Raw genomic sequence first — 17,248 nt, 5'->3', positions numbered from 1 at the left:
GGACGTACTTGCAGCGTGCCCCGCCAACCCTCCCCCACCGATCCGGCCCGCGAACAACGCGGTGCCCGCCGTGGACGTTGACCTTGACCCTGCTTCAGGCTTCCAACGCCCAACCCCCAGCCCAACCACTTTCGACTGCAACGGATGCCGGGGGGCATGGGGTCGCCTATAATCGGGGGCCACTTTGTCTGTTGCCTTGCCATGACTGCCGAAACGGCCGCCGAACTCCATACGATCATCGACCTGATCCGCTACGGCACCAGCCGTTTCAACGCCGCCGGGCTGACCTTCGGGCACAGCTACGACAACGCCCTGGACGAAGCCACCCAGCTGGTCTTGCACAGCCTGCACCTGCCGCATGACCTCGGTCCGGCCTACGGCGCCGCGCGCGTGACCACCCCGGAGAAGGCCGAGGTTCTGGCCCTGTTCGAACGTCGCATCACCGAACGCCTTCCGGCCGCCTACCTCACCGGTGAGGCCTGGTTTGCCGGCCTCAGCTTCAAGAGCGACAGCCGCGCCCTCGTGCCGCGCTCGCCGATCGCCGAACTCATCGAAACCGGCTTCGAGCCGTGGCTCGCCGGCCGCGACGTGCATCGCGCCCTCGACCTGTGCACCGGCTCGGGCTGCATCGCCATCGCCATGGGTCACTACTACCCCAACTGGGAAGTGGACGGCGTGGACCTCAGCGACGACGCCCTGGCGCTGGCGCATGAGAACAAGGAGCGCCTGCAGGCGCACAACGTCACCCTGCTCAAGTCCGACCTGTTCAACGGCCTCACCGGCCGTCATTACGACCTCATCGTCACCAACCCGCCGTACGTCACCAACGACGAGACCGATGCCCTGCCGAAGGAATACTCCTACGAGCCGGAAATGGGCCTGCGTGCCGGTGATGATGGCCTGGACCTGGTGCTCAAGATCCTGCGCGACGCCCCGCTGCACCTCAGCGAAGACGGCCTGCTGATCTGCGAAGTGGGCGAGTCCGAACAGCACCTGATCAAGCTGCTGCCGGAAATCGATTTTGCCTGGGTGGAATTCAAGGTCGGCCAGATGGGCATCTTCGCCGTCGAATGCCGTGAACTGATCGCCCATAGCGCGCGCATCACCGAACTGGCAGCGCAGCGGCCGTGAGTTCCAACAGCTTCGGCAGACTGCTGACCGTCACCACCTTCGGCGAATCGCACGGTCCGGCGATCGGCTGTGTGATCGATGGCTGCCCGCCGGGGCTGGAGATCAGTGCCGACGAATTCGCCCACGACCTGCAGCGCCGCGCCACCGGCAAGAGCCGGCATACCTCGGCGCGGCGCGAAGCCGATGACATCGAGATCCTGTCCGGCGTGTACGAAGGGCGCACCACCGGCACCCCGATCGCGCTGCTGATCCGCAATACCGACCAGCGCAGCAAGGACTACACCAACATCGCCCAGCAGTTCCGCCCGGGCCACGCCGATTACAGCTACTGGCAGAAGTACGGCATCCGCGACCCGCGCGGTGGCGGGCGCTCGTCCGCGCGCGAAACCACCATGCGCGTGGCCGCCGGCGTCATCGCCAAGAAGTGGCTGCAACAGCGCTACGGCGTGACCGTGCGCGGCTACCTTTCGCAGCTGGGCGACATCACCCCGAGCGGGCACGACTGGTCGGCGGTGGAAGACAACCCGTTCTTCTGGCCGGTCGCCGAACAGGTGCCGGCCCTGGAGCGCTACATGGATGCGCTGCGCAAGTCCGGTGATTCGGTGGGCGCACGCGTCAACGTGGTCGCCGACGGCGTGCCGCCGGGCTGGGGCGAGCCGATCTACGGCAAGCTCGACGGCGAACTGGCCGCCGCGCTGATGAGCATCAACGCGGTCAAGGGCGTGGAGATCGGCGACGGCTTTGCCAGCGTCACCCAGCTGGGCACCGAACACCGCGACCTGATCACCCTCGAGGGCTTTGCCAGCAACCATGCCGGTGGCATCCTCGGTGGCATCTCCACCGGTCAACAGGTCACTGCCTCGATCGTGCTCAAGCCGACCTCCAGCCTGCGCCTGCCCGGCGCGACCGTGGACGCCGACGGCAACGCGGTCGAGGTGATCACCACCGGTCGCCACGATCCCTGCGTGGGCATCCGCGCCACCCCCATCGCCGAGGCGATGATGGCGCTGGTGCTGATGGACCAGGCGCTGCGCCACCGCGCCCAGTGTGGCGATGTCGGCGACATCACCCCGCGCATCCCGGGCACGATCGATGGCTGATCGGCGTCCCCGGGTCTGGGTCAGCCAGCCGTTGTTCGATGACGTCGTCGAACAGCTCGGGCAGCATTTCGACCTGGACATGACGGGCGAGGTCACCCGCTACACGCCGCAGCAGCTGGCCGAGCGGCTGGCTGGCGTGGACGGCGCGCTGATCACCCTCAACGAACGCATCGGCGCGGCCGAGATCGCCAACGCACCGCAGCTGCGCGCCATCGCCAACGTCGGGGTCGGCTACAACAACCTGGATGTCGACGCGCTCAGTGCCGCCGGCATCCTGGCCAGCAATACCCCGGACGTGTTGACCGAAACCACCGCCGACCTCGGCTTTGCGCTGCTGATGGCCACCGCCCGGCGCATCACCGAATCCGAACGTTGGCTGCGCGATGGCCAGTGGGGCCAGTGGTCGTTCCAGACCATGCTGGGTGCGGACATCTACGGCAGCACGCTGGGCATTCTCGGCATGGGGCGGATCGGGCAGGGCATCGCCCGGCGCGGTGCGCTCGGCTTCGGCATGCGCGTGCTGTACCACAACCGCTCGCGCCTGCCCGAGGCCACCGAGGCCGAGGTCGGCGCGCAGTACGTGGACCTGGAGACGCTGCTCACCCAGGTCGACCACCTGGTGCTGGTGCTGCCCTACAACGCCTCCTCGCACCACATCATCGATGCGGACGCGCTGGCGAAGATGAAGCCGGGCGCCACCCTGGTCAACATCGCCCGCGGTGGCATCGTCGACGAGCTTGCGCTCGCCGAGGCCCTGGCCAATGGTCGCCTGGCGGCGGCCGGGCTGGACGTGTTCGAAGGCGAGCCCACGGTGCGCCCGGAACTGCTGGCCCTGCACAACATCGTGCTGACCCCGCATATCGGCAGTGCGAGCCGGGCCACGCGCCGGGCGATGGTGCAGCTGGCAGTGGACAACCTGACCGCCGCGCTGGGCCACGGCCCGCACGCCGGCAACCCGTCGAGCGCGATCAACGCCGCGGCCGTGAAAGCGGCCGTTGCCGGCGGCGCGATCGTGGGCGCCAAAAAAATCGACGACGCAAAACGATAGGGAACCTCCGCGACCCACAGGCGAGGTTCCCCGAACCCGGCGCGTGACAGGTCATCAAATTCCGGCAGGTACCGACCGTTGGTCGGTACGCATTCCCAACGTACGGCAAGTACCAACCGCTGGTTGGTACGCATCCCCCCACAAGAGGTTCTCATGAACAATCCAGATCGTCGTTTCCACGTCGCCGTCGTCGGTGCCACCGGTGCTGTCGGCGAAACCATGCTGGCCATCCTGGCCGAGCGCAACTTCCCGATCGCCACGCTGAGCCTGCTCGCGTCCTCGCGTTCGGCCGGTGGCGAAATCGACTTCCAGGGCGACAAGATCAAGGTCCAGGACCTGGCCGACTTCGACCCGACCGGCGTGGACATCGCGCTGTTCTCCGCAGGTGGCAGCGTGTCCAAGGAGTTCGGCCCGAAGTTCGCCGCCGCCGGTGCGGTGGTGATCGACAACTCCTCGGCGTTCCGTTACGAGGATGACGTGCCGCTGGTGGTCTCCGAAGTGAACCCCGAGGCGCTGAAGCACCGCCCGCGCGGGATCATCGCCAACCCGAACTGCTCGACCATGCAGATGCTGGTCGCGCTCGCTCCGCTGCACCGCCAGTACGGCATCGTGCGCATCAACGTGGCCACCTACCAGTCGGTGTCCGGCGGCGGTCGTTCGGCGCTGGAAGAACTCGGCAAGCAGACCGGCCAGCTGCTCAGCTTCCAGCAGATCGACCCGCAGCGCTTCCCGGTGCAGATCGCCTTCAACCTGATCCCGCACATCGACGACTTCCTGGACAACGGCTTCACCAAGGAAGAGATGAAGCTGGTCTGGGAAACCCGCAAGATCCTGGGCGATGACAGCATCCTGGTGAACCCCACCGCAGTGCGCGTGCCGGTCTTCTACGGCCACTCCGAAGCGGTCACCATCGAAACCCGCGACAAGGTCACCCCGGAGGCCGCGCGCGAACTGCTCTCGCGCTCGCCCGGCGTGGAAGTGGTCGACACGCACGAAGCCGGCGGTTACCCGACCCCGGTCACCCATGCCTCGGGCAACGATGCGGTGTATGTCGGCCGGATCCGCGAGGATCTGTCGCACCCGCGTGGCCTGAACCTGTGGATCGTGTCGGACAACATCCGCAAGGGTGCGGCCCTCAACGCCGTGCAGTTGGCCGAACTGGTCGCCGCCGAAGGCTGATCGCGCAGCGCCGATGGCATGGGGATGCCATCGGCCGCTGCAATTGAACCATCGCCGATCACGGGGGGAGCCGTTATATTGGCCGCCATGAACAACCGGGCTCCGGGCGCATTGCGCCCGCTCAAGTATGTGTCCACGCTGCTGCTGGCCTTGGCCAGCAGTTCCGCCATGGCCCTGGGGCTGGGCGATATCCGGGTGCTGTCCAAGCCCGGCCAGCCGCTGCTGGCCGAAATCCCGGTGATCTCGGCCGATCCGGCCGAGCTGCAGAACCTGCGCGTGGCCCTGGCCTCGCCGGTCACCTTCGCGCGGGTTGGGCTGGAACGCCCGGCCGGGCTGGTCAGTGAGCTGCAGTTCGAGCTCACCCAGAACGCGCAGGGCAGGGCGGTGGTGCGGGTCAGCACGCAGGCGCCGGTCACCACGCCCTCGCTGAACTTCCTGATCGAAGCCGATTGGGGCCAGGGCCGCCTGGTCCGCGAATACTCCGCCCTGGTCGATGCGCCCAACAGCGCGTTGGCCGTGGCCGAACCGGAGATCGTGGCCCCTGCCGGCGCGATGTCCAACGCCATCGTGCGCGAGCCCGAGCCGGTGCCGGTGCCGACAGCTGAGCCGGCCACGCCGGTGGCAGCCGACACCGCGCCGTCGCGCACCGCGCCGGTCCCGCCGCGCAACAGCGCTCCGCGCGCGCCTGCACCGGCGCCCGCGCCTGCAAACGTGGCCGCCGATGGCAGCATCACCGTGCAGCGCGGCCAGACCCTGTCGCAGATCGCCGGCAGCGTGGCGCGCGGCCAGGGCATCAACCGCGACCAGGCGATGATCGCGCTGCTGCGTGCCAATCCCGAGGCGTTCATCCGTGGCAACGTGAACCTGCTCAAGCAGGGCGCGGTGCTGCGCAGCCCCGCCGGCGATACCGCCGCACCGATCGACGCCAACGAAGCGGCCGCGATCGTTCGCGAGCATGCCGCGCAGTGGCGCCAGTCGCGCGCCGCGATTCCGCAGCCGGCCAGCAGCGGCGTGGCCGCCACCCCCGGCCCGGCCACCGCGCCGGCCGCGGCCAGCGGTGCACGCCTGGAGATCGCCCCGGCGGTCGCCGCCACCGACAACAATGCAGGGACAACCACCGGCACCGCTGCCGGTAGTGAGGGTGACATGCTGGGCAACGAACAACTGCGTCAGGCCAAGGAAGATGTCGCCACCCGCGATGCCGAAATCCAGGAGCTGCGCGGCCGCGTGGCCGAACTGGAAAAGCTGGAGAAGCAGCAGCAGTCGCTGATCGCCATGAAGGACAGCGACCTGGCCGCCGCCCAGCAGCGCCTGGGCCAGGCCCCGGCTGCGCGTGAGGCCGGCGGCGCGGGTTGGTACTGGCTGGGGCTGGCCGTGCTGTTGCTGGTCGTGGCCGGCTGGGCCGTGGCCCGTCGCCGCAAGCCGTCACCGTTGCCGCCGTTGCGTCGCGACGGCCTGGATGGCACCGCCCTGGCGGCTGCGGTGCCCGCGACCGATTACGTCGACGAACTGGCCGCGCAGCAGGACCCGCACGATGCCGATCCGGTCGAGGACGTCACCGAGGACTACGCCACGCCGCCGGGGTATGTGCTTGACGGTGGACGCCGCGAGCCGGTGTTCAGCCTCGAGCCCGAGCCGGGTTACCGCGCGGCCAGCGTCGATGCCCTGGACGGCGTGGACCGCGACATCACCGTCGTCGATGACGTCATCACCGACCCGGACCCGCGCAGCGACGAGGCTGCCGATCTCCACAGCGCCGTCGATCCGACGCCGGCGCACGCCCTCGACGCAGCGGCGCAGCCCTCGTTCCGTGGCGTGTTCGAATTCCCGGATGAAGGCAACACGGCCGCCGATGTCCGTGCCGATATCCACCCGGATACCAATGCCGACAGCGCTCATGCCCTCGCACCGTTCGATGCCGGCACCGGCAGCGACCCCGACAGCAGCCACGGCGCACCCGCCGCCGGGCGTGATCGCCTGGAACTGGCGATCGCCTACCTGGACCTGGGCGATGCCGAAACCGCGCGCACCCTGCTGCAGGAAGTGGTCGCCGCCGCCGATCCGCACAGCCAGGCGCAGGCGCGCGAGCTGCTGGCGCGGCTGGGGTGAGTACGACCGGTTGAGGCCGCTGGCGGCATGGGCCGCACGCGACCCGGCCTGAGATTACGACCGGTCGCTTGTGCGCCGGTCCCCCGATGCAACAGAGGTTGAGCATGCGTTACGCACTGGGCGTGGAGTACGACGGCAGTGAATACAAGGGCTGGCAGCAGCTGGGCGAAAGCGGTTGCCCCAGCGTGCAGGCCAGCCTGCAGGAGGCGTTGTCCTCGGTGGCCGACGCCCCGATCAAGGTCACCTGCGCCGGCCGTACCGATGCGGGCGTGCATGGGCAATGCCAGGTGGTGCATTTCGACACCGACGTCGCCCGTGATCCGCGCGGCTGGACGCTGGGCACCACCACCCGCCTGCCGCGTTCGATCGCGGTGCGCTGGTGCGTGCCGGTGGCCGACGATTTCCACGCGCGCTTCTCGGCACGGGCGCGGCGTTACCGCTACCGCCTGCTCAACCGCCAGGTACGCCCGGCGCTGCACCGGCAGACCCTGAGCTGGGAACGACGGCCGCTGGATGCCGGACGGATGCATGCGGCAGCGCAGGCGCTGCTGGGCGAAAACGACTTCAGCGCCTTCCGCAGCATCCAGTGCGAGGCCCTGCATGCCCGCCGCGAGCTGCAGGCGATCAGCGTCCGGCGCGAGGACGAGGTGGTGGAGGTCTGCGTTCAGGCCAATGCATTCCTTCATCACATGGTGCGCAATATCGTCGGTTCACTGATCCTGGTCGGATCCGGGGACAAACCGGTGTCGTGGATGGGCGAGCTGCTGGCTGGCCAGGACCGCACCGTGGCCGGGCCGACCGCACCGCCACAGGGATTGGTGTTCGTTGGACCTTTGTACCCCGACAACTGGCAGCTCCCCGCCGAGGTCACTTTATGAGCCGCTCTTTCTATCGCACCCGTATCAAGTTCTGCGGCATGACCCGTGCTGGCGATGTCCGCCTGGCGGGGGAGCTGGGCGTGGACGCGGTGGGCTTCATCTTCGCCCGCGAGAGCAAGCGCCGGGTTGCCCCGGCCGAGGCGCGGGCGATGCGGCAGGCGATCGCGCCGATGGTCGATGTGGTGGCGTTGTTCCGCGACAACAGCAAGGAAGAGGTGCGCGAAGTGCTGCGTACCGTGCGTCCGACCCTGCTGCAGTTCCATGGCGACGAAGATGAGTCGTTCTGCCGCAGCTTCAACATGCCCTACCTGAAGGCAGTGGCGATGGGCGGCCGTGATGAGGTCAACGCGCGCCAGCTGCAGCTGCGCTATCCGAGCGCGGCGGGCTTCCTGTTCGACAGCCACGCCCCCGGCGGCGGCGGTGGCACGGGCGTGGCCTTCGACTGGACCCGGCTGCCCACCGGCCTGCACCGGCCGTTCCTGCTCGCGGGCGGGATCACCCCGGACAACGTGTTCGACGCGATCGTGGCGACCCTGCCGTGGGGCGTGGATGTGTCCAGCGGCATCGAGTCCGAGCCGGGCATCAAGGACGGCTACAAGATGCGCAAGTTCGTCGAGGAAGTCCGCCGCGCGGACTGCCACGAAGCCGACTGAGCCTTACCGGCCACCCGGCGATCGGGCCGGGAGCCTTTGCCGACAGCCTTTTTCCCTGCTGCGCAAGGCGTGGCGGCATTGCTCTGGGCGCACCGCCAGATTTCACGTAGCATCGACAGGACATGGCGCGGCCGGGACGGCGCGTAGACGGGGACGCCGGAGCGCGTGCCCACAGGAGGCAGCCGGGGGAAAGGTCGGCCGCCATCGCAGGGAAGACACGGAATGAACGAGTTCCTCAATGTCGCGTTGACGTTCCCCACGCTGCCTTACAGCATCGTGCTGGCGTTCGCCGTGCTGTATTGGCTGCTGGCCGCGTGCGGCGTGGTTGATGACGGCATCGCCCACGATGGCATGGACCTGCACCTGGGCGATGACGGCCTGCACGGCATTTCCGGCATGTTCTCGCGCCTGGGCCTGGGCGGCGCACCGGTGATGCTGGTGATCGCGCTGCTGGCCTTCTTCGGCTGGACCGCCACCTATTTCGTGCACCTGTTCCTGCTGCAGCCATTGCCGGCGACGTTGCGGTGGCTGGCGGGCAGTGTCACCGCCGTGCTTGCGCTCGTTCCCGCCGTACCGCTCAGCGTCCTCGTGCTGCGCCCGATCCGGCGCCTGCTGCTGCGCCTGCGCCCGGTCGCGCAGGCCTCGCTGCTCGGCCGCGTCGGCGTGGTCGCCTCGCCGCAGGTCAGCGCCAGCAGCGGCTACGCCAACGTCGATGACGGCGGCGCCGGGCTGATCCTGCAGGTGCGCACCCGCGAGGGCGCGATGCTCGCGCGCGGCGAACGCGTGGTGCTGCTGGACTACGTGGCCGAACACAACCATTACCTGGTGATGCGCGAAGGCGATCACCCCATGCTTTCCATCCAAGACAGCCTGATTCCGGGCGATAAGGAGATCCACCGATGAGTTTTGCGACCTTGGCCCCGTTCGTGATCGGGGTCGGCATCCTGCTGGTTCTCCTGCTTGGCCTTGCCGGGCTGTTCAAGGCGTTCTATCGCAAGGTCGACCAGGGCGTGGCCCTGATCGTCAACGACATGAGCTCCCAGCCGAAGGTGCATTTCACCGGCGCACTGATCATTCCGGTGCTGTACCGGGCCGAGTTGATGCGGATCAGCCTGATCACCCTGCAGATCGACCGCCGCGGCAAGGAAGGCCTGATCTGCCGCGACAACATGCGTGCCGACATCGCCGTGGCCTTCTACCTGCGCGTCAACGAAACCCAGGCCGACGTGCTGCGCGTGGCCAAGGCGATCGGTGCCGATCGTGCCTCGGACAAACACGCGGTCGATGAGCTGTTCAACGCCAAGTTCTCCGAAGCGCTGAAGACGGTCGGCAAGAAGTTCGAGTTCACCGAACTGTTCGAGAAGCGCCAGGAATTCCGCGACGAGATCATCGCGGTGATCGGCAACGACCTCAACGGCTACGCGCTGGAAGACGTGGCCATCGACTACCTGGAGCAGACCCCGAAGCTGCTGTTGGACCAGAACAACATCCTCGACGCCCAGGGCATCCGCAAGATCACCGAGTTGACCGCCACCCACAACGTGGTGACCAACGAGCTGGAACAGAACGAAAAGCTGGCCATCACCAAGAAGAACGTCGAAGCCCGCGAAGCGCTGCTGGCGCTGGAACGCCAGCAGGCCGAGGCCGAAGCCCGGCAGAAGCGCGAGATCGACACCATCCGCGCGCGCGAGGAAGCCGAGACCGCCAAGGTCCAGGAAGAACAGCGCCAGCTGTCCGAGCAGGCCCGTATCGAAGCGCAGGAAGTGATCGAGATCCGCGAGCAGAACCGCATGCGTGAAGTCGAAGTGGCCGAGCAGAACCGCCAGCGCGCGGTGGCGATCGAAGCCGAGCGGGTCGAGCGCGCACGTCAGCTGGAGCAGGTCACCACCCAGCGCGAAGTGCAGCTGCAGGGCGTGGAGCGCGACAAGGTGGTGGAGTCCGGCAAGATGGACGTGGCCAACATCACCCGCGAGCGCATCGCCATCGACAAGACCGTGGCGCAGGAAGAAGAGCGCATCAAGGAAGTGCGTGAAGTCTCCGAGGCCGATCGCCAGAAGCAGGTGCTGATCCTCGAGGCCGAAGGCAAGGCCCAGGAACTGCTGGTGCGTCAGGTCAAGGAAGCGCAGGCTGGCGAGACCGCGGCCAAGCATCGCGCGGTGGAAATCACCACACTGGCCCAGGCCGAGCATGAGGCGGCCGGCAAGCAGGCCGAAGCCAAGCGCCTGCTCGCCGACGGTACCCGCGCCGAACAGGCCGCCCCCGGCCTGGCCGAGGCACAGGTGCGCGAAGCCTCGGCACTGGCCATCGAAAAGGTCGGTATCGCCGAGGCCCGCGTGATCGAAGCCAAGGCCGATGCCAACCTCAAGCAGGGCACCAACGAGGCCCGTGTGCTCGCCGAAAACCTGCAGGCCCAGGCCCAGGGTGAAGAGCAGATGGGCCGCGCCCGTGCCAGCGCGACCGAGTCGCTCGGTGGCGCCGAAGCCGGCGTGGTGCAGAAGAAGCTGCTCGCTGAGGCCGAGGGCCTGGTCCGCAAGTTCGAGGCGATCGCCTCGCTCAGCGACACCGCGCGCGGCCACGAAGAGTTCCGCATGATGCTCGACAACAGCCTCACCCAGGCCCTGGCGTCCATCGAAGCCGGCAAGGAAGTCTCGCGCGAGAACGCCGGCGTCATCGCCAGCGCGCTGCGCAATGCCGACATCGACCTGGTCGGCGGCGACGGCGGGATGTTCGAGAACCTGATCAAGGCCGTCTCGCTGGGCAAGTCGATCGAAGGCCTGGCCGGCAAGAGTCCGATCGTGCAGGACCTGATGCAGCGCTACCTGGGCGTGACCCCGCGCGAAGAAGCGCCGCGACAGATCGCCGAAACGGTGGTCGAGGCGACGCCCACGGTGGTGACCGCTGCCGTGGTCGAAACCCGCTGAGTCTGCCGCACCGGGGTGCCGCCCGACGGCGCGCTCCGTACCCGGCGGTGGCGCTGATGCCACCGCCACGCCATCCCCGGCCGGCTTGCCCGGCCGGTTGTCCGTGAGCCGGAAGGAAGCCGATGTCCGATACCGCCAACCGTCCCGAAGCGTCCGCGCCGGACGCCACCGCCAGCGTCGACCAGGCGGTCGCCCAGGGCGGCGCCTATGAAGTGCTGCGCCGCCGCCTGGACGAGCAGGGCAGCCGCCTGCGCAGTGTCGCCGATGCGCTGAACCGGCAGCGCCTGGCAGAGTTCGGCGACAGCCGGCTGGAGGTCACCGGGCGCTTCCGCATCCGCAGCGAAAACAACTGCGTCGGCCGCGATATCGTCCAGGTCGGTCCGGACCTGTTGCTGTTCGGCTACAACGTGTTCATCGGCCTCAAGACCCAGACCCGGGTCGAGGACGTATTCGGGCTGTACCGGCTGGTGCAGGCCAGCGACGGCTATGACGTGGTGCCGGTGGAGGCCAAGGGCAGCTTCCTGGCCCAGCCGGGCTTCGTGCACGATTTCGGTGAGCTCTACGCCTACTACAAGCACGCGCGCCTGCTGCAGTTGATCGTGATCGGCGACAAGCTGCTCGCAGCGTTCCAGATCGGCGAACGCAGCAGCGATGTGCGCGTATTCCGCTGGGCCGTGGCCCGCGATGGCGAGTTGACCTACCTCGATGCCCGCGGCGAGCGCGACATCGCGCTGCCGCCCCCGTTCGATTTCGAATGGACCCGCGCCACCCGCGACATGGCCGTCACCGGTCGCCACGCGCACCTGAACATCCTCGACACCCTGTTCGTGGAAACCACCGGTGGCGACCTGACCATCAAGGTCGAGAACAACACCGAAAGCGGGCAGGGCGTCTACAGCGAACCGGTCGAGGACAGCACCCAGTCGCTGGACGATGCCCAGTTCGATTTCGCCCGGGTCGGTTCGCTGATCCTGCTCAAGGTACTGCCGTACCGCGAGACCGTGTGGCGTGGGCTGATCTACAACACCCTCACCGGCAACATCACCCGCAACGATGCCATCGTGCAGGCGTGCGTGCAGCTGCCCGAAGACCACGGCATCATCTTCCCCGGCGGCTACTACCTGCAGAACGGCGAGCACAAGGCCTTCGACGCGGCGATGGACGGCATGCAGTTCAAGCGTGCCATCCGCTCGCCCAACGGCGAGGATGTGCTGTACATCTTCTACGAGCGCGAAGGCGGCCGCTCGGCGCTGTTCGTCTACAACACCATCCAGCGCGTGCTGCAGAACCCGGTGTTCGGCCACGGTTACGCGTTCATGCACGATGGGCGCATGGTGCTGTTCCATGCCGAAGGCAACGAGCCCACCCGCATCCATGCCATGCAGGTCTGGCAGACGCCCTTCAGCAGCGACGAATTCGCCGCCAGCCGCCCACCCGGCAACACTTTCATGGGCCGGATCGGCAATGCCGAACTGGTGCGCGGCATCTCCAACCTGTTCGACCTGGCCCGCACCATCGAGGGCGGGGACGCGTCGGTGCAGCGCTACCAGCGCCTGGTGCAGGACACCCGGCGCCTGTTCGATGCCCACCATTGGCTGGATGATGAACACTGCGGTGGCGCGGCCAGCCTGCTGCGCGAGGTCAGCGGCACCGGCGAGTCGGTGCTGGACGAGTACGAAAAGGTGCAGTCGATCCGGGCGCAGTCCGCGCAGGCGATGGCCCAGGCGCAGAGTGCGCAGAAGGCCCTGCTCGCGCGCCTGCAGCCGGAAAACTGGACGGAGGTGCAGGCCTTCGTCGAGGCGCTCAATGCGATCTCGGCCCAGCGCGGCCACCTGCTCACCATCCGCGATTACCGTTACATCGACACCGATCTGATCGATGCGATGACCGCCGCCCTGCAGCAGGCCCAGGACAGCATTGGCGCGGCCACCGGGCAATTCCTTGCCGGCGACGCCGCGCTGGCACCGCTCGGCGAACGCCTGCAGGTACTGGACGCGGCCGCCCAACAGGCCGAAAGCGCGCGCGTGCTGGACGAGCAGCTGGCCGGGCTGCGCGCGATGTCGGCCGACCTGGACATGCTCTCCGAGCTGATGGCCGGCCTGAAGGTCGACGATGCCACCGCACGCACCCGCGTGGTCGAGGCGATCTCGGCGATCTACGCACGCCTCAACCAGACCCGTGCACGTGCAGAGCAGCGCCGTCGCAGCCTCGGCTCGGCCGAAGCGGTGGCGCAGTTCGCCGCGCAGTTCGCGCTGTTTTCCCAGGCCATCACCAGCGCACTGGCGATGGCCACCGATCCGGAGCGTGCCGACGAACAGATGTCGCGGTTGCTCGTCCAGCTGGAAGAGCTGGAAAGCCAGTTCGGCGAACATGAGCAGTTCCTCGGCGACATCCTGGCCAAGCGCGAGGAACTGATCGAGGCCTTCGAAGCGCACAAGCAGGCCCTGCAGGACGAGCGCCAGCGCAAGGCGCGCTCGGTACTGGACGCGGCCAACCGCATCCTCGATGGCCTGGCCAAGCGCACCGAGCGCTTCGCCACCACCGACGAGCTCAATGCGTTCTTCGCCGGCGATCCGCTGATCCTCAAGCTGCGCGAGCTGGCCGAGCGCCTGCGCAGCCTGCGCGACAGCGTCAAGGCCGACGACATCGAGTCGCGCCTGAAGGGCGTGCGCGACCAGGCCGTGCGCGCGCTGCGCGACCGCAGCGAGCTGTTCGAAGCCGGCGGCAACGTGGTGCGGCTGGGCCCGCGCCACCGCTTCAGCGTCAACACCCAGGCCCTGGACCTGACCATCCTGCCGCGTGGCGACGAGCTGGCCATCCACCTGACCGGCACCGATTTCCTGGAGATCCTGGACGACCCGGAACTGGCCGAACTCAAGCCGTACTGGCAGCTCAGCCTGGATTCGGAATCGGAAACGCTGTACCGCGGCGAATACCTAGCCGGCAGTGTGCTGCGTGCGGCGATGGAGGGGCGCGACGGGCTGGACCTGGCCACCCTGCAGCGAAGCGCGGCAGAGCCGGACGCGCTGGACCGCAGTGTGCGCGAGTTCGCCGCACCGCGTTACCGCGAAGGCTACGAACGCGGCATCCACGACCACGATGCCACTGTCATCCTGCGCGCGCTGTTGCCCCTGCAGCAGGCCGCCGGCACCTTGCTGCATGCCCCGCGCGTGCGCGCACTGGCGATGCTGTTCTGGGCGGCGCAGCAGCGCCGCGAGGACGTGGCGCAGTGGCCGGCACGGCAGGCCGGCGCCGATGCGATCGCACGCCTGTTCGGGTCCGATGAAGGTCAGCTCGCCCTGCGTGCGGAGATGGCCACGGCGTTGGCCGCGTTCAACGAGGAACACGGCTTGCCGTTCACCGCTGCCGAGCACCTCGCGGCGGCGGCGTACCTGGGCGATGAGCTGTCCGTCGGCGATCCGGTATTTACCAGCAGCCGCTACGCACTGGCGTTGCTGGACGCGCTGGGGCAGCAGCTGCAGGCCGCCGGCCAGCGCGAAGGCCTGGAGCACGCGCTGCAGCGCGAACAGGATGGGCTGGCCACGCGCTGGGCCTTGGCCGGGCAGTGGTTGCGCGCGCTGTGCCGCACCCCGGCCTTCACCGACCATGCCGGCTATGCCGACGAAGCGGCAGCACTGCTGCTGGTGCAGCGGGCACTGCGCACCCGTGCCAGCGAGACCGCCCTGCTGGTCAGCGTGGACGGGCTACTGGGCGAGCATCCGCGCATCGTGCAGGGGCGCATGCATCTGTCGCTGGATGATTTCCTGGCCCGCCTGCAGCACCACAGCGACGTGTTCGTCCCGGCGTTCCACGCCTACCAGGCGGTACGCCAGCGCATCGTCGCGCGCGAACGCGACGCCCTGCGCCTGTCCGAGTTCAAGGCACGGCCGTTGTCCTCGTTCGTGCGCAATAAATTGATCAACGATGTCTACCTCGGGGTGATCGGCGACAACCTGGCCAAGCAGATGGGCACGGTCGGGGAGAACAAGCGCAGCGACCTGATGGGCCTGCTGATGATGATTTCCCCGCCGGGCTATGGCAAAACCACGCTGATGGAATACGTGGCGCACCGTCTCGGCCTGGTTTTCATGAAGATCAACGGCCCGGCGCTCGGCCACGAGGTGCGCTCGCTGGACCCGGCGCAGGCGCCGGACGCCACCTCGCGACAGGAGCTGGAGAAGCTCAACCTGGCGCTGGAGATGGGCAACAACACCATGCTGTATGTGGACGATATCCAGCACACCCACCCGGAGTTCCTGCAGAAGTTCATCTCGCTGTGCGACGGCACCCGCCGCATCGAAGGTGTCTGGCGCGGGCGTACCCGCACCTACGACATGCGCGGCAAGAAGTTCTGCGTGGTGATGGCCGGCAACCCGTACACCGAGTCCGGCGAGGTGTTCAAGATTCCGGACATGCTTGCCAACCGCGCCGATATCTACAACCTCGGCGATGTGCTCGGCGGCATGGAGGATGCCTTCACCCTGAGCTACATCGAAAACAGCCTCACCTCCAATCCGGTGCTGGCGCCGCTGGCCACCCGCGACATGGCCGACCTGTACCTGCTGGTGGAACGTGCGATGGGCAAAGAGGTGTCCACCAACGCGCTCAGCCATGCCTACAGTGGCGCGGAGGTCAACGAGATCGTGGCGACGTTGCAGCGCATGCTGCGCGTGCGCGACGTGGTCTACCGGGTCAACCAGCAGTACATCGCCAGCGCCGCGCAGGACGACCGCTACCGGACCGAGCCACCGTTCCGGCTGCAAGGCAGCTACCGCAACATGAACAAGCTGTCGGAGAAGATCTCCCCGGTGATGAACGAGGCCGAGCTGCAGCAGCTGGTCTCCGACCACTACCAGGGCGAAGCGCAGCTGCTCACCACCGGTGCCGAGGAGAACCTGCTCAAGCTGGCCGAGCTGCGCGGCCTGCTGCTGGGGGAAGACCTGGCGCGCTGGCAGCAGATCAAGCGCGATTTCCTGCGCAACAAGGCCATGGGGGCCGATGACAGCGACGTCGGTGGACGCATGGTGGCGCAGCTGGCCGACATCGCCAGCGCACTGCAGTTGCCGCCGTCGGCACCTCCGGCCGCGCTGGAACCGGCGCCATGGCCAGCCTTGTTGTCGGCACTGGAACGGCTGGCCGTCGCACGCGCAGAACCGGACGCTGCAGCACCGACGACCCTCGCGCCGCCGCCCTTGGCCGAACCGCTCGCCGATGGCCTGCAGGCCGGGTTGGCACCGCTGTTGCAGCTGCTTGGTCAATCGCATCAGCAGCAGGTGCGCACCGGCGAGACGCTGGCGCTGCTGGCCAGCTGGGTGCGGCAGCAGATGGACGCCGAGCCGGCGCCACGCCAGCGCCTGCGACCGCGCCGCGCCACCACGCCGGAAGAGCGCGCGCTGGACGAGGCGCTGATGCGCCACTTCTATGGCGAGGCGGCGGTGCCGCCGCGCGATGACCGTCCGGCGGACGACGCCCACGCATGACCGCGCCGCTGCCCCTGCCCGTGGACCACGTTGCCGGCACGCAGACGGTGGCGGCACTGGCGGCGTATGCGCAGCCACTGCTCGACGCCATCGCACGCCAGGCACAGGGGCAGGGCAGCGCCAGCGAAGATGGCAGCGCCGCCGGATTGATCGAGGCGCTCGCGCGGATCGTGCTGGCGCTGCAGTCGGCCGAACCGGCGCAGCTGCGTCGCCAAGCCGGCTGGTGGGGTCGTCTGCTCGGTCGCGATGTGGAGCGCCAGCGCGATGCCGACGCATTGCAGCCGCAGCTGGGCGTACTGCTGGTGCAGGCCGAAGACCGCGCACGTGCGCTGCAGGCCCGCGCCGTGCAACGCCAGACCGCGATGGCGGCGGCCGACCAGGCCACCCTCGCGCTGGAACGCTGGATCGAGGTCGGCAGCCTGCAGTTGCCCCGCCTCTCTGCCACCGACCAGCACGCCGTGTTCGCCCAGCGCCTGGACCACCTGCGCCGGCTGGCCGCCCTGCAGCGCAGCGAGGCGGCGCAATGGCAACTCCTGCAAGCGCAGGACGACGCGTTGCTGGCGCGCTTCCGGCGCATCGCCGATGTGCTGCTGCCGGCGTGGAAACAGGCGGCGCTGGCGCGGCAGGCGCAGGACCAGACCCAGCGCAACCAGCAGGCCGCGCAGCTGCAGGCCCAGATCGTCGCCGAGGTCGCCTCGGCGCAGGCTAGACTCCGATGAACCCCCTGTCCTTACCGGTGTGCCGCCGAC

General features: G+C 68.3%; 11 protein-coding genes. All 11 read left to right on the top strand.

Going from position 1 to position 17,248, the window contains the following annotated elements; genetic code table 11:
• Positions 1–201: 201 nt before the first annotated feature.
• Complete coding sequence (prmB, locus tag RTO53_RS10565; RefSeq protein ID WP_312237746.1) at positions 202–1,131, top strand: 50S ribosomal protein L3 N(5)-glutamine methyltransferase; 930 nt, start codon at positions 202–204, stop codon at positions 1,129–1,131.
• Positions 1,128–2,231 carry a chorismate synthase gene (gene aroC / locus RTO53_RS10560; RefSeq protein ID WP_312237745.1) on the top strand — a complete coding sequence of 368 codons (1,104 nt, stop codon included), beginning with the start codon at positions 1,128–1,130 and terminating at the stop codon, positions 2,229–2,231. The genes prmB and aroC overlap by 4 nt, the downstream gene beginning before the upstream one ends.
• Entirely contained in the window at positions 2,224–3,279 is a 1,056-nt protein-coding gene (locus tag RTO53_RS10555) for a D-glycerate dehydrogenase (protein ID WP_312237744.1), read from the top strand. Before aroC ends, RTO53_RS10555 begins: the two co-directional genes overlap by 8 nt.
• A 153-nt stretch (positions 3,280–3,432) precedes the next feature.
• Positions 3,433–4,458, top strand: a complete 1,026-nt coding sequence (locus RTO53_RS10550) for an aspartate-semialdehyde dehydrogenase (RefSeq protein ID WP_312237743.1) — start codon at positions 3,433–3,435, stop codon at positions 4,456–4,458.
• 87 nt (positions 4,459–4,545) lie between these two features.
• Positions 4,546–6,567, top strand: a complete 2,022-nt coding sequence (locus RTO53_RS10545) for a FimV/HubP family polar landmark protein (RefSeq protein ID WP_312237742.1) — start codon at positions 4,546–4,548, stop codon at positions 6,565–6,567.
• Positions 6,568–6,671: 104 nt separating this feature from the next.
• Complete coding sequence (gene truA / locus RTO53_RS10540) at positions 6,672–7,445, top strand: tRNA pseudouridine(38-40) synthase TruA (protein WP_312237741.1); 774 nt, start codon at positions 6,672–6,674, stop codon at positions 7,443–7,445.
• A complete protein-coding gene (locus tag RTO53_RS10535) occupies positions 7,442–8,098 on the top strand; it encodes a phosphoribosylanthranilate isomerase (RefSeq protein ID WP_312237740.1) in 657 nt (218 codons plus the stop codon). The genes truA and RTO53_RS10535 overlap by 4 nt, the downstream gene beginning before the upstream one ends.
• A gap of 222 nt (positions 8,099–8,320) precedes the next feature.
• Positions 8,321–9,001 (top strand): hypothetical protein, encoded by a 681-nt coding sequence (locus RTO53_RS10530; protein WP_312237739.1) that lies wholly within the window; start codon positions 8,321–8,323, stop codon positions 8,999–9,001.
• Positions 8,998–11,019 carry a hypothetical protein gene (locus RTO53_RS10525; protein ID WP_312237738.1) on the top strand — a complete coding sequence of 674 codons (2,022 nt, stop codon included), beginning with the start codon at positions 8,998–9,000 and terminating at the stop codon, positions 11,017–11,019. The genes RTO53_RS10530 and RTO53_RS10525 overlap by 4 nt, the downstream gene beginning before the upstream one ends.
• A 122-nt stretch (positions 11,020–11,141) precedes the next feature.
• Complete coding sequence (locus RTO53_RS10520; protein ID WP_312237737.1) at positions 11,142–16,499, top strand: DNA repair ATPase; 5,358 nt, start codon at positions 11,142–11,144, stop codon at positions 16,497–16,499.
• The gene (locus tag RTO53_RS10515; RefSeq protein ID WP_312237736.1) at positions 16,496–17,218 is read left to right on the top strand and encodes a hypothetical protein; all 723 of its coding nucleotides are present in this window, start codon (positions 16,496–16,498) and stop codon (positions 17,216–17,218) included. Before RTO53_RS10520 ends, RTO53_RS10515 begins: the two co-directional genes overlap by 4 nt.
• Positions 17,219–17,248 lie beyond the last annotated feature (30 nt).

This window comes from Stenotrophomonas sp. (genome assembly GCF_031995405.1).
GTDB lineage: Bacteria > Pseudomonadota > Gammaproteobacteria > Xanthomonadales > Xanthomonadaceae > Stenotrophomonas.
This window is presented reverse-complemented; position numbering and strand designations above follow the sequence as displayed.

Bases quoted from the DNA above. Each gene is read 5' to 3' on its own strand.
- RTO53_RS10555 (WP_312237744.1), top strand. From the start codon at position 2,224: ATGGCTGATCGGCGTCCCCGGGTCTGGGTCAGCCAGCCGTTGTTCGAT.
- RTO53_RS10515 (WP_312237736.1), top strand. From the start codon at position 16,496: ATGACCGCGCCGCTGCCCCTGCCCGTGGACCACGTTGCCGGCACGCAG.
- truA (WP_312237741.1), top strand. From the start codon at position 6,672: ATGCGTTACGCACTGGGCGTGGAGTACGACGGCAGTGAATACAAGGGC.
- prmB (WP_312237746.1), top strand. From the start codon at position 202: ATGACTGCCGAAACGGCCGCCGAACTCCATACGATCATCGACCTGATC.
- RTO53_RS10545 (WP_312237742.1), top strand. From the start codon at position 4,546: ATGAACAACCGGGCTCCGGGCGCATTGCGCCCGCTCAAGTATGTGTCC.
- RTO53_RS10530 (WP_312237739.1), top strand. From the start codon at position 8,321: ATGAACGAGTTCCTCAATGTCGCGTTGACGTTCCCCACGCTGCCTTAC.
- RTO53_RS10520 (WP_312237737.1), top strand. From the start codon at position 11,142: ATGTCCGATACCGCCAACCGTCCCGAAGCGTCCGCGCCGGACGCCACC.
- RTO53_RS10550 (WP_312237743.1), top strand. From the start codon at position 3,433: ATGAACAATCCAGATCGTCGTTTCCACGTCGCCGTCGTCGGTGCCACC.
- RTO53_RS10535 (WP_312237740.1), top strand. From the start codon at position 7,442: ATGAGCCGCTCTTTCTATCGCACCCGTATCAAGTTCTGCGGCATGACC.
- RTO53_RS10525 (WP_312237738.1), top strand. From the start codon at position 8,998: ATGAGTTTTGCGACCTTGGCCCCGTTCGTGATCGGGGTCGGCATCCTG.